The organism is Bradyrhizobium sp. (assembly GCF_004799405.1).
Lineage (GTDB): Bacteria > Pseudomonadota > Alphaproteobacteria > Rhizobiales > Xanthobacteraceae > Bradyrhizobium.
The window spans coordinates 11596-23987 of sequence record NZ_SSMW01000033.1; the positions used below are offsets into that span (position 1 = coordinate 11596).

Sequence of the window (12392 nt, forward strand, 5' to 3'; positions counted from 1 at the left end):
GAAGCAGCCATGTTGAACCAGGTTCACGATCTCACCCGCAAGACCGACGATGTCGTCATCGTCGGCGGAGGCCTTGCCGGATTGTTCTGCGCCCTGAAGCTGGCGCCGCGTCCTGTCACGGTGATTTCCGCGGCACCTTTGGGCCAGGGCGCCTCGACGGCGTGGGCGCAGGGCGGCATGGCGGCGGCTGTTGCCGAAGGCGACAGCGCTGAGGCACATGCGGCCGACACGGTCGCGGTCGGCGCCGGCCTGGTCGATGAAACGATCGCGCTGGGACTGGCGCGCGAAGCCGGCGCGCGCATCCACGACCTGCTTCATTACGGCGTTCCCTTCGATCGCGACCTCGAGGGCAAGCTCGCGGTCTCCCGGGAAGCCGCGCATTCTGCCCGGCGCATCGTGCACGTGCGCGGCGACATGGCCGGCAAGGCGATCATCTCCGCGCTGATCGAAGCCGTGCGCTCAACGCCCTCGATCCGGGTGATGGAAGGCTACGTCGCCGAAGCGCTCTTGACCGAAGATGGCGCAGTCACCGGGCTGCAATTGCGCAAGGTTGGCGACGCCACCGCAACGCCCCTGACCATCGCCTCGCGCGCGGCGGTGCTGGCCACCGGCGGCATCGGGCATCTCTATGCGGTGACGACAAACCCGATCGAGGCCTCCGGGCTTGGGCTCGCCATCGCCGCGCGCGCCGGCGCTGTCATCGCCGATCCGGAATTCGTCCAGTTCCACCCCACCGCGATAATGGTCGACCGCGATCCGGCGCCGCTGGCGACCGAAGCGTTGCGCGGCGAGGGTGCCACCCTGATCAACGACCGGGGCGAGCGTTTCATGCTGGCGCTGCATCCGCTGGCGGAACTGGCGCCGCGGGATATCGTGGCGCGCGGCGTCTTCGCCGAGATCGCCGCAGGCCGCGGCGCATTCCTCGACGCACGCGAGGCGCTCGGCACGCATTTCGCCGACAAATTTCCGACCGTCTATGCAAGCTGCATAGCCGCCGGCATCGATCCGGCCACACAGCCGATCCCGATCGCACCCGCCGCGCATTATCACATGGGCGGAATAGCGGTGGATGCCCGTGGCCGCACCTCGCTGAAGGGATTGTGGGCCGGCGGCGAAGTATCTTGCACCGGCGCGCACGGCGCCAACCGGCTGGCGTCGAACTCGCTGCTTGAGGCCGTGGTCTATGCCGCGCGCATCGCCGAGGATATCGCCGGTAGCCCGATCGCCGCCCCTGCCCGCGCGCCGGCAGCGCCGGTCATACCGCGAAACTGCGCGATGCCCGCATTGTCGGAAGCAAACCTTCGCAACATGATGAGCTCGCAGGTCGGCGTGATCCGCGACGGCGACGGGCTGGCGGAAGCGGTACGGTCGTTCGCCGCGATCGAACGCGATACCGGCAACATCGCATTGCGCAACATGGCGACCACGGCGCTGTTGGTCGCGGCATCGGCGTGGGCGCGTAGCGAAAGCCGTGGCGCGCATTATCGTTCCGACTATCCGGCCGAGAAGCCGGCGCTGGCGCATCGCACCATGACGACGCTGGCGGCGGCGCACGACATCGCAACGTCGCTCTCCGGGCGCGCGACGGCGCGAACGGCGCAGCCAATGATCGCCTGATCCGAATGCCCATCGTGACAACCCCGGCCTCGCTGCTCGCTCCCGAAGCGTTCCTGTCGCCGCTTGTCATCGACGAGGCGGTGCATCGCGCGCTGGAGGAAGACCTCGGCCGGGCCGGCGACGTCACCTCGATTGCCACCATCCCGGAAGAAACCCACGCCCATGCCGTCCTGATCGCGCGGCAGGCCGGCGTGATCGCCGGATTGCCGCTGGCGGTTGCGACGTTTCAGAGACTTTCCCAGGACATCAGCATCGAGGCGCATTCTCGCGATGGCGGCGCCGTCGCCGCCGGCGTGCATGTGTTGACGATTTCAGGCCCGGCCCGCGCCGTGCTGGCCGGCGAGCGCACGGCGCTGAATTTCGTCGGCCGGCTGTCCGGCGTCGCCACGCTGACGGCCGATTATGTCCGCCATACCACCGGCACCAAGTTGCGCATCTGCTGCACCCGCAAGACCACGCCGGGCCTGCGCGCGCTGGAGAAATATGCCGTGCGCTGCGGCGGCGGCTTCAACCACCGCTTCGGGCTCGACGATGCGATCCTGATCAAGGACAACCACATCGCGGTCGCCGGCGGCGTGCGGCCGGTGCTGGAGCGCGCGCGGGCCCATGCCGGGCATTTGGTCAAGATCGAGATCGAGGTCGACACGCTGGCGCAGTTGCGCGAGGTGCTCGACACCGGTCTCGCCGACGTGGTGCTGCTCGACAACATGGATGTTGCGACGCTGGCCGAGGCGGTGAAGCTCGCCGCCGGGCGGGTGGTGCTGGAAGCTTCCGGCGGCGTCACCCAAGGCTCGATCGCGAAGATCGCCGCAACCGGCGTGGACTACGCCTCGTCCGGCGCGCTGACGCATTCGGCGCCGAATTTCGACGTAGCACTCGATATCGACGCCTAGAGCCGTTTCCGTTCCGATGGAATCGGAACGGGGCTCTAGATTCTAGTTTTTGACGCGTTTTCTTTACGCGAACCGGTATCCACTTCGCTCGAAAACGCTCTAACGCCGTATCGAATTCGGACTCAATTCGGCTTCGCTCTTCGCCTCGTGGACGAGTTCCGAAGAAAGCGCCGCGGTCTGCGCCGGCGTGCCCCAGCTCGGCGCATCGCTGCCGTCGCCCCAGGCTTTTGGCCGGTAGAAAGTGTGCACTCCGAACTGGTACATCTTCTTCATTTCGCTGACCCAGGACGGGCGCACGTAATAAGCGTGGTAGTGGGTCGATTTGCCGACTTCCGGCAGCCATATCTGGCCGTCGAGCATGGCTTTGGCGATCTTCCTGGCGCGATCCCACATGTCGGGTTCTTTGATCACGTCCGGGTTGTTGTCGCAGGCAAAGGTGAACTGGCACGCCATGTGGTGGTGCTTGTTCTGATAGACCACGCCGCACACGGTGTTCGGATAGAAGCCCGAGAAGGTGCGGTTCATCACCACCTGCGCCACCGCGATCTGGCCGCGCACGGCTTCGCCGCGCGCTTCGAAATACACCGCTTCGGCCAGACACTTCTCCGACTTGGCGCGCGCCTTCTCGTCGAACAGGCCGAGACGCTCGGCCGGCGTCTTGGCGTGCTGGTTGTCGGAATTGACCTCGCCCTTGGGGGCGATGCTCTCACCGCTCTCGACAGGCCTGGACGGCTCATCGGCAGCCGTCGGCAGCGATGCCATCACTTTCATGTCGGGATCGGGAGCGGAATCCGGCATCACGATCAAGGGCTCCTCGCCCGGCTGCCAGCGTTCCATGGTCTCCAGTGAGCCGCCGAGCGACGAGCTTCCGAAAAACAGGCTGGCGGTCTTCACCGAAAATACGTCGTGCGACGGCGCGGACTCGATCGCGCTCGCGACAGCACCGGGGTCGGTTTTCAGGTCGTCGAGCGGCTGGGCTTCCAGCGACATCGACACGTCGTATTGCGGAAGCGGTGGCGCGTTCATCGCTTCCGCCAGTTCCGGATCGAGCGGCGTGTGCTCGCTGGCAGGAGCGATCTCGGCGGTTTTCGCGCCCTTCACCGACGCGTTCGATGTCGATGGATCCTCGGTCTTCGGCGTCGTATCAGCAGGCGCCGCCGGCTCGGCCGGAAGCTTGACCAGCCGGTCGCCCTTCAGCGTGCGATCGACCCTGGGAAAATCCGACGCCTGATAGCGCGGCGGCGGCAGTGTAATCGGGTTGCGCGTCACCGATCCCGTGATGTCGATGCCCTGGTTGTCGAGGCTGGCCAGCCGATAGGCCGTGGTCTGCGGCGACGAAGGCGACGAGGTTCCGATCGGCAGCGCGAAGCTGTAGGTGGCGACCTGGATGTTCCTGGCCGAGGAAAACACCCGCGTCTGCCACCGTTCGGCGACGCCGGGCTGGCGGGCCAGCAGCGATGCGATATCCTGATATCCGACTTCCGTCGGGGTCAATGCGAGGACGCAGAGACCAAGACCGAAGAACGCTAACCGCGCGCGCTCCGGCCGGTGATGCAACTCTGACATCGATACGCTCACGCAACGCTACACAACACTGACGCGGTCGAATGCAGTACATCCGTGCAATTTGACCTTTTTTGGTCGTATCGAATTTAGGTTGCGGGGGAGTTAACTGCCGTTGCCGGCGCGCCACACGCAAGAAATCGCGAGGTTAGCGCCGGTCACATCGAAAACATTGGTAAACAGCCGCCCGAACAAATTGGTAAATGTCGCGTCAACAAAGATGATGAATAACAATCGGTTGCGCCATTCCGGAGCGAAGCATCGATCCGGAATGACGAACTCATGCCTGGCTGGCGACGGTCTTGCCGAGTGCGGCCTGCGCGGCGGCCAGCCGCGCGATCGGCACGCGGTAGGGCGAGCAGGAGACATAATCCAGCCCGATTTCGTGACAGAACGCGACCGAGGCGGGATCGCCGCCATGCTCGCCGCAAATGCCGACTTTTAGATCCGAGCGGGTCTTGCGCCCGCGCGCCACGCCGATCTTCACGAGTTCGCCGACGCCGTCGCGATCGACCGAGATGAACGGATCGATCTCCAGGATTCCCTTGGCGATGTAGGTGCCCAGAAATCCCGCGGCGTCGTCGCGGCTGATGCCGTAGGTGGTTTGCGTGAGGTCATTGGTGCCGAACGAAAAGAACTCCGCGGTCTCGGCGATATCGCCGGCCATCAGGCACGCGCGCGGCAATTCGATCATGGTGCCGACCTGATAGGCGAGCTTGACGCCGGTTTCCTTCATCACCGACTGCGCGGTGGCGTCGATCCGGGCCTTGACCAGATCGAACTCCTTTCTGGTCGCGATCAGCGGCACCATCACTTCCAGCCCGACAGCCTTGCCGGTGCGTTTTCCGGCCTCGACCGCGGCCTCGAATATCGCCCGCGACTGCATCTCGGCGATTTCAGGATAGGCGATGGCGAGGCGGCAGCCGCGGAAACCGAGCATCGGATTGAATTCCGCCAGATCGCGGGCGCGATCGGCCAGACGCCGCGGATCGGTATTCATCGCCCGCGCCACTTCCTCGATCTCGGCCTGGGTGTGCGGCAGGAATTCATGCAGCGGCGGATCGAGCAGCCGGATCGTCACCGGCAAGCCTTTCATGATCTCGAACAGTTCGACGAAATCCGCCCGCTGCATCGGCAACAGCTTCGACAGCGCGGCGCGGCGGGCCTGTTCGTCCTCGGCCAGGATCATCTCGCGCACGGTGCGGATTCGCGTCTCCTCGAAGAACATGTGCTCGGTGCGGCAAAGCCCGATGCCCTCGCCGCCGAACTTGATGGCGGTGCGCGCGTCCTCCGGCGTATCGGCGTTGACGCGAACGCCGAGCTTGCGGACCGAATCGGCCCAGCCCATCAGCGTGCCGAATTCGTCCGACAGTTTCGGCTCGATCATCGGCATCCGCCCGGCCAGCACCTGGCCCAGCGAACCGTCGATGGTGATCACGTCGCCGGTCTTGAAGGTGCGCGGGCCGATGCTCATGGTGCCGCGGCCGTAGTCGACGCGGATGGTGCCGCAGCCGGAAACGCAGGGCTTGCCCATGCCGCGCGCGACCACCGCGGCGTGCGAAGTCATGCCGCCGCGCGTGGTCAGGATGCCTTCGGCCGCATGCATGCCGTGAATGTCCTCGGGGCTGGTCTCGATCCGCACCAGGATCACTTTGCGTCCGTCGGCCTGCAGCTTCGCCGCTTCATCGGACGAGAACACGATTTCGCCGGCGGCCGCACCCGGCGAGGCCGGCAGCCCGGTGGCGATGACATCGCGCGTCGCGGAGGGATCGATGGTCGGATGCAGCAATTGATCGAGCGAGGCCGGGTCGATCCGCGACACCGCGTCCTTCCTGGAGATCACGCCTTCATTGGCGAGTTCGACGGCGATGCGCAAAGCTGCTTTCGCGGTGCGCTTGCCGCCGCGGGTCTGCAGCATCCACAATTTGCCCTGCTCGACCGTGAATTCCATGTCCTGCATGTCGCGGTAGTGTTTTTCGAGCTGCGTATAGATCCGCGTCAGTTCCTTGAACGCCTCGGGCATCGCGGTTTCCATCGACGCCTTGTCGGAACCGGATTCCTTGCGTGCGTCTTCGGTGATGTCCTGCGGCGTGCGGATTCCGGCCACCACGTCTTCGCCCTGCGCGTTGATCAGGAATTCGCCGTACAGCTTGCTCTCGCCGGTCGAAGGATTGCGCGTGAACGCAACGCCGGTCGCCGAGGTCTCGCCCATGTTGCCGAACACCATCGCCTGCACGTTGACAGCGGTGCCCCAGGATTCGGGAATATCATGCAGCCGGCGGTAGGTCACCGCGCGGGCATTCATCCAGGAGGAAAACACCGCCCCGATCGCGCCCCACAATTGCGCATGCGGATCCTGCGGGAAATCGGCACCGATTTCGCGCGCCACCGCGTCTTTGTAGCGGCCGACTACGTCGACCCAGTCGTCGCCGGAGAGGTCGGTGTCGAGCGTGTAGCCCTGGCTATCCTTGAAGGTATCGAGGATATCCTCGAAATGATGATGCTCGAAACCGAGCACCACGTCCGAATACATGGTGATGAAGCGGCGGTAGCTGTCATAGGCGAAGCGGCGGTCGCCGGACAGTTCGGCCAGCGCTTCCACCGTCTGGTCGTTGAGGCCGAGGTTGAGCACGGTATCCATCATGCCCGGCATCGAGGCGCGGCCGCCCGAGCGCACCGAAACCAGCAGCGGGTTCTTGGGATGGCCGAACGCCTTGCCGGTCAGTTGGCCGACATGGTCGAGCGCCTTTTCGACCTGCGCCTTCAACTCCTTGGGATAGGATTTGTCGTGCGCGTAAAAATAAGTGCAAACCGAGGTCGGAAGGGTGAAGCCCGGCGGCACCGGCAGGCCGAGATTGGCCATTTCGGCGAGGTTGGCGCCCTTGCCGCCGAGCAAATCGCGCAAACCCGCTTTGCCTTCGGCCTTGCCGTCACCGAATGTGAACACCCATTTGCCGGATTTCACCGCATCGGTAGCGGACTTGCTCGCACCGCCTTTGACGGCTGGCTTCGGCGCCGGTTTGGCCGGACTTTTCTTCAGCGCCTTGCGGGCGCCGGCCGGCGGCGCGGCCTTGGCCCGGGCCGCCATCGACGGCTTTGATTTCGCTGCGATTTTTTTAGGTCTAGCTACGGCTTTGGCCATGACTGCAAACAATCCGCAAGGAGGAAGGAAGATGCGCGCCTTACACCACGTTTAGGCCACCAGGCGCAAGCCGCGAAGGCCGGTTCAACGCTAGGTGTGCAACATCTTGAACAGGCCAAGCCCCGACAGACCGATGACAATTAGGTAGATCGCCACAACGAGATTGAGGAAGCGCGGCATGATCAGGATGATGATGCCTGCGATCAGGGCCACGATGGGCTCGAAGTGGGTCGGATTGAGGTTAAGGGGCATTGAACTTTCTCCGCTGTGCGATGTGGATATGTCGAATCGAGGCGGGGATTTTATCCTGCAGGACAGTTCCACGATAGGAGACGCTTGTCGGTTCAACGGGTTCCGGCGCCTGCCAAAAAATGCCGAAAATTGCAGCGGATGAAACCGCTTTTTTCGGGAACGATGCGGCGCGCAACGAATTGGCGGGGGGTGCGTGCCGGTGCTGGGGCGGTGCGCATCATCGCCTAAGGAGTTGACCATGCGAAACAGGATATTGACCATTGCCGCCATCACCGCTGCTGCGATCTCCGCGCCAATCGCGGCGCAAGCGCAGAGCGATACCGTCGGCGTGGTCCGCGGCGGCGGCGTGATCGTCAATGACGATGTCGATGGCATCGCCCCCGATCAGCGGCCGGCATTCCGTGAATACATCATCCGCGAACATGTGCCGGAATACACCATTCCGGATCGCGTGGTGGTCGGCGGCGTGCTGCCGGAGGCCGGCGTGACCTACTACGATGTGCCGCAGACATTCGGCATCACGCCCTATCGCTACACCGTGGTGAACGGCCAGACCGTTCTGATCGACCCGCACTCACGCCGTATCGTGCAGGTGATTCAATAAGTGATCGAATAACGGCTCACGACTATGTCCGGGATGCTGTTTTGGGCCCGGACATGAAAGCCTCGTCCGGTCCCCCCACCGGGCGGGGCTTTTCTTTTCCCAAGCAGGCTGACGCGGATGCTTATCGGGCCTTCCGCGCCACCAGACGGTGGATCTTCTTGCCCGACGATGCACTGACGACTTCTTCGCTCAGCAGCAGCGTGACGTCGGACAATTCCGCCAGCACCAGCAATATATCGAACGCGGCATAGAGACGGCCGTATTGGTCGCGGTGGTCGGCGCCGTCGGTGACGCGCCAGCTCAGGTAGAAAATGCCGCCCGGCCTGACGATGTCGAGCATGCGGCGCACCGAGGGGGCGATCAGCGCGCGGTCGAGATGCATGATCACGGTCTCGCAGAGCACGTTGTCAAAGCTGTCGGCGGCAATCCCGCGCAGTTCGGGCAACTCAGCACGCGCAAAGGCTAGATTCGGGTATCGCCTGCGCGCTTCCCCGAGCAGGCCCTCCGACGCATCGAAGCCCGATGCCGGATAGCCGTTGGCATCGAGCCAGGCCACTTCGCGTCCCGACCCGCAGCCGATGTCGGCGGTCGCGCCGCCCTTGATGAAGAAGCGCTTGACGATGTCCTGCAAATCGACCGGCGCGCGCTGCTCGTGCCAGTCCTTGGCAAACGCCGCTGCGTCCGAATCGTAGGCAGCGAGCGTGGAGCGATCCATCGATCAGTCCTGTATTTTGGAAAAATCCGCCACCGCACGCGTAACGCTGCGGATTTCGTTCAAGAGCTTCAGTCTGTTTTCCCGGACCTTTGGTTCGTCGTCATTGACCTTGACCTTGTCGAAGAACGCATCGACCGCCGGGCGCAGCTTCGCTATCGCGCTCATCGCGACGGCGAAGTCTTCGTTCATCACGGCGACGCTGGCCTCCACCCTCGCCAGGTCGATCGCGTCCGCGAGCGCCTTCTCTTCCGCAAGGCTATAGAGCGCCGGGATCGGTGCACCGTCAAAAGTCCGCTTGTCGCGCTTCTCTTCGATGGCGAGGATGTTGTTCGCGCGCTTGGTGCCCGCGAGCAGGTTCTTGCCGTCATCGGTATCGAGAAATTCGCCCAGCGCCTCGACGCGGCGGACCACCATCAGGAGATCGTCCTGGCCTTCGAGCGCGAACACGGCGTCAACGAGGTCATGCCGCGCGCCCTGTTCGCGGAGTTGGACCTTGAGGCGATCGGCGAAGAAAGAAAGAAGATCGCTCGAAACTCTCAAGCCAATCCTTAAGCCACTTTCGGCAGCTGCATTTGAAAGAGCATTCCTTATCGATTCCACATCTACACCTGTGGCAGGCAGGTCGAGTAGTTCGTCCAATAACGACGAGTCTTCCCATTGTTGCTGCTGAATACGAATTGCTTCATCGCGCAGAAGGCGCGACCAATGTATTCGCAACCGGTTTTCAACGATCAACCTGATCACCCCCAACGCCGCTCGCCGCAACGCATAGGGGTCCTTGCTCCCTGTCGGCTTCTCGTCGATCGCCCAAAATCCAACCAGCGTGTCGATCTTGTCCGCCAAAGCCACCGCCACGCTCACCGGATCGGTCGGCACGCGATCGTTCGGTCCCTGCGGCTTGTAATGCTCCTCGCTCGCCGCGGCGACGGAAGCATCCTCGCCCTGCGCCAGCGCGTAGTATTTTCCCATCAGGCCCTGCAGCTCAGGAAACTCGCCGACCACTTCAGTCAGCAAATCCGCCTTCGCCAGACGCGCGGCGCGCCTGGTCTTTTCGACATCGGCGCCGACCAGCGGCGCGATCTCGGCGGCAAGCCGCTCGATGCGCTCGATCCGCTCGCCCTGCGTCCCGAGCTTCTCGTGAAACACGATTCCGTCGAATTTCGGCAGCCGGTCTTCCAGCTTGGTCTTCAGATCGCTCTCGTAGAAAAACTTGGCGTCAGACAGCCGCGCGCGGATCACGCGCTCGTTGCCGGCAACGATGGTCTTGCCGCCGTCGGAAGCTTCGATGTTGGCGGTGAGGACGAATTTGTTGGCGAGCGCCCCCTCACCCGCCGTCGCGCTGACGCGCGCCGCCGACCTCTCCCCGGCGGGGAGAGGTGAGGCTGGCTGCCTGACTACAAAGCATTTCAGGTTGGTCCTGATGGTGGCGCGGATCACCTCGGACGGAATCGACAGGAATTCCTTCTCGAACGATCCCATGAACACCACCGGCCATTCGACCAGGCCCGCGACCTCGTCAAGCAACGCCTGGTCCTCGATCAGCTCAAAGCCTTGCGCGAACGCAAGCTGCTTGGCATCGGCCAGGATAATGTTCTTGCGGGCCTGTGCGTCGAGCACCACCTTGGCCGCCTGCAGCTTGGCTTCGTAATCCGCGAAGCGGCGCACGCCGATCGGCGCCGGCGCCATGAAGCGATGGCCGTAGGTGGTCTGGCCGGCCTCGATGCCGTCGATCGCGAATTTCACCACCTCGGGCTCTTCGGTCTCCATGCCGAAGGTCGCGACGATGGCATGCAGCGGCCGCACCCATTGCAGCGCGCCGGGCCTGCCCGAGCGTTCGCCCCAGCGCATCGACTTCGGCCACGGAAAGGTCCGGATGATCACCGGCAGCATGTCGGCCAGCACGTCGAGCGTGGCGCGGCCGGGCTTTTCGATCAGCGCGATGTAGAAATCGCCCTTCTTCGGGTCGCGCTGGATTTTGGCCTGATCGAGCGAGGCGAGGCCCGTCGCCTTCAGGAACCCGGCGATCGCCGCTTCCGGCCCGCCGACGCGCGGGCCCTTGCGCTCTTCCTTGAGGTCGGATTGCCGCGCGGGAATGCCGTGCACCGTCAGCGCCAGCCGCCGCGGCGTCGCGAACGCCCTGGCGCCTTCGTAGACCAGCCCTTCGGCGACAAGCCTGTCGGTCACCATGCGGCGCAGATCCTCCGCCGCCTTCGCCTGCATCCGGGCGGGGATTTCTTCCGAAAACAGTTCGAGCAGAAGGTCGGGCATTACTTACCCTCCCCTTGGGGGAAGGATAAAGTTGCCGCCCCGCCTGCTTCTGTGTGTACCCAGGCTTCGCCGCAGGCCTTGGCGAGTTCGCGCACCCGCATGATGTAGCTTTGCCGCTCGGTCACCGAGATCACGCCGCGGGCGTCGAGCAGGTTGAAGACGTGGCTGGCCTTGATGCACTGGTCGTAGGCCGGCAGCGCCATCAGGTGCTCCTTGCGGTTGCCGCCGTTGTTCCATCCGGCTTCGAGATATTTCCGGCAGGCTTCCTCGGCCATCCGAAACTGCTCGAACAGCATCGCGGTGTCGGCATATTCGAAATTGTGCCGGGAGTATTCCTGCTCGGCCTGCAGGAACACGTCGCGATAGCTCACTCTGTCGGCGCCGTCGCGGCCGTTGAAGTTGAGGTCCATGATGCGGTCGACGCCTTGCAGATAGACGGCGAGCCGCTCCAGCCCGTAGGTGAGTTCGCCGGCGACCGGCGCGCATTCGACGCCCGCGACCTGCTGGAAATAAGTGAACTGCGACACTTCCATGCCGTCGCACCAGCATTCCCAGCCCAGCCCCCAGGCGCCGAGCGTCGGGCTCTCCCAGTCGTCCTCGACGAACCGGATGTCGTGCAGATGTGAATCGATGCCGATGGCGGTGAGCGATTTCAGATAGAGTTCCTGCAGGTCGGGCGGCGACGGCTTGATGATCACCTGGAACTGATAGTAGTGCTGCAGCCGGTTCGGGTTCTCACCGTAGCGGCCGTCCTTTGGCCGACGCGACGGCTGCACATAGGCGGCTTTCCACGGTCTTGGCCCGAGCGCGCGCAGCGTGGTCGCCGGATGAAAGGTGCCGGCGCCGACTTCCATGTCATAGGGCTGCAGGATGACGCAGCCGTAATCGGCCCAGTAACGCTGCAGCGCCAGGATCAGTCCCTGGAACGAGCGTTCCGGGCGCATGTGCGGGGGCAATGAGTCCATCGTCCAATTCGGATTCGCGAGGGGTTCGTCAAGCGCGCGGGACCGTATCGGCGGGGGGACCGAGAATCAAGGCGATGAAGATCAACCCGGGCGGTAGGCGCCGGTGTTGGGGTCCCGCCGCAAGGTCGGAATGTCGTGCGAACGGGCGGCTTCCGAGACCCTTGCGAGGCGCGCCTCTTCCAGTTCCTGGTTGACCCTCAGGGCTGTGCGGTAAGCCCAGCGGACCACGGCCAGCGCACCCAGGGCGCCCGCGAATGCGATCAGCGCCGGCATCGGTCGATCCTTGTTCATTCGTCACGCCCCTGGCCGGCATTGTACGCAAGCCGATGCTGCCTGCAATCGCCTTGTCAGGGACTAAATGGCGCGGGTCATC

The 12392-nt window shown here is 64.1% G+C and carries 10 protein-coding genes; 3 read left to right on the plus strand and 7 right to left on the minus strand.

Going from position 1 to position 12392, the window contains the following annotated elements; all coding sequences use genetic code 11:
• Positions 1-9: 9 nt before the first annotated feature.
• On the plus strand, positions 10-1617 hold the full coding sequence (locus tag E7813_RS05905; protein ID WP_291571812.1) for an L-aspartate oxidase: 1608 nt from the start codon (positions 10-12) through the stop codon (positions 1615-1617).
• A gap of 5 nt (positions 1618-1622) precedes the next feature.
• Positions 1623-2510 carry a carboxylating nicotinate-nucleotide diphosphorylase gene (nadC, locus tag E7813_RS05910; protein WP_291571814.1) on the plus strand — a complete coding sequence of 296 codons (888 nt, stop codon included), beginning with the start codon at positions 1623-1625 and terminating at the stop codon, positions 2508-2510.
• Between the two features lie 99 nt (positions 2511-2609).
• Here the strand turns inward: nadC and E7813_RS05915 are convergent, their stop codons facing one another.
• The 3 genes from E7813_RS05915 to E7813_RS05925 form a co-directional block, all read right to left on the minus strand.
• Entirely contained in the window at positions 2610-4076 is a 1467-nt protein-coding gene (locus E7813_RS05915) for a cell wall hydrolase (protein WP_291571816.1), read from the minus strand.
• Positions 4077-4353: 277 nt separating this feature from the next.
• The gene (gene ppdK, locus E7813_RS05920; protein WP_291571818.1) at positions 4354-7215 is read right to left on the minus strand and encodes a pyruvate, phosphate dikinase; all 2862 of its coding nucleotides are present in this window, start codon (positions 7213-7215) and stop codon (positions 4354-4356) included.
• Positions 7216-7305: 90 nt separating this feature from the next.
• Positions 7306-7467, minus strand: coding sequence for a DUF3096 domain-containing protein (locus E7813_RS05925; RefSeq protein ID WP_291571820.1), 162 nt, complete (start codon positions 7465-7467; stop codon positions 7306-7308).
• A 238-nt stretch (positions 7468-7705) separates the two neighbouring features.
• On the opposite strand from E7813_RS05925, the gene E7813_RS05930 reads away from it, so the two are divergent.
• The gene (locus tag E7813_RS05930; RefSeq protein ID WP_291571822.1) at positions 7706-8071 is read left to right on the plus strand and encodes a DUF1236 domain-containing protein; all 366 of its coding nucleotides are present in this window, start codon (positions 7706-7708) and stop codon (positions 8069-8071) included.
• A 121-nt stretch (positions 8072-8192) separates the two neighbouring features.
• Here E7813_RS05930 and E7813_RS05935 read toward each other — a convergent pair whose 3' ends face one another.
• The 4 genes from E7813_RS05935 to E7813_RS05950 form a co-directional block, all read right to left on the minus strand.
• Positions 8193-8786, minus strand: coding sequence for a class I SAM-dependent methyltransferase (locus tag E7813_RS05935; protein WP_291571823.1), 594 nt, complete (start codon positions 8784-8786; stop codon positions 8193-8195).
• A gap of 3 nt (positions 8787-8789) precedes the next feature.
• Positions 8790-11054, minus strand: a complete 2265-nt coding sequence (glyS, locus tag E7813_RS05940; RefSeq protein WP_291571825.1) for a glycine--tRNA ligase subunit beta — start codon at positions 11052-11054, stop codon at positions 8790-8792.
• A complete protein-coding gene (locus tag E7813_RS05945) occupies positions 11054-12019 on the minus strand; it encodes a glycine--tRNA ligase subunit alpha (protein WP_291571827.1) in 966 nt (321 codons plus the stop codon). Before E7813_RS05945 ends, glyS begins: the two co-directional genes overlap by 1 nt.
• Positions 12020-12100: 81 nt before the next feature.
• The gene (locus tag E7813_RS05950) at positions 12101-12292 is read right to left on the minus strand and encodes a hypothetical protein (RefSeq protein WP_291571896.1); all 192 of its coding nucleotides are present in this window, start codon (positions 12290-12292) and stop codon (positions 12101-12103) included.
• Positions 12293-12392 lie beyond the last annotated feature (100 nt).

Coding starts and splice junctions, on each gene's coding strand:
- E7813_RS05950 (WP_291571896.1), bottom strand. CDS start 12,292: ATGCCGGCGCTGATCGCATTCGCGGGCGCCCTGGGTGCGCTGGCCGTG.
- E7813_RS05930 (WP_291571822.1), top strand. CDS start 7,706: ATGCGAAACAGGATATTGACCATTGCCGCCATCACCGCTGCTGCGATC.
- E7813_RS05915 (WP_291571816.1), bottom strand. CDS start 4,076: ATGTCAGAGTTGCATCACCGGCCGGAGCGCGCGCGGTTAGCGTTCTTC.
- E7813_RS05905 (WP_291571812.1), top strand. CDS start 10: ATGTTGAACCAGGTTCACGATCTCACCCGCAAGACCGACGATGTCGTC.
- E7813_RS05925 (WP_291571820.1), bottom strand. CDS start 7,467: ATGCCCCTTAACCTCAATCCGACCCACTTCGAGCCCATCGTGGCCCTG.
- E7813_RS05945 (WP_291571827.1), bottom strand. CDS start 12,019: ATGGACTCATTGCCCCCGCACATGCGCCCGGAACGCTCGTTCCAGGGA.
- nadC (WP_291571814.1), top strand. CDS start 1,623: ATGCCCATCGTGACAACCCCGGCCTCGCTGCTCGCTCCCGAAGCGTTC.
- E7813_RS05935 (WP_291571823.1), bottom strand. CDS start 8,786: ATGGATCGCTCCACGCTCGCTGCCTACGATTCGGACGCAGCGGCGTTT.
- ppdK (WP_291571818.1), bottom strand. CDS start 7,215: ATGGCCAAAGCCGTAGCTAGACCTAAAAAAATCGCAGCGAAATCAAAG.
- glyS (WP_291571825.1), bottom strand. CDS start 11,054: ATGCCCGACCTTCTGCTCGAACTGTTTTCGGAAGAAATCCCCGCCCGG.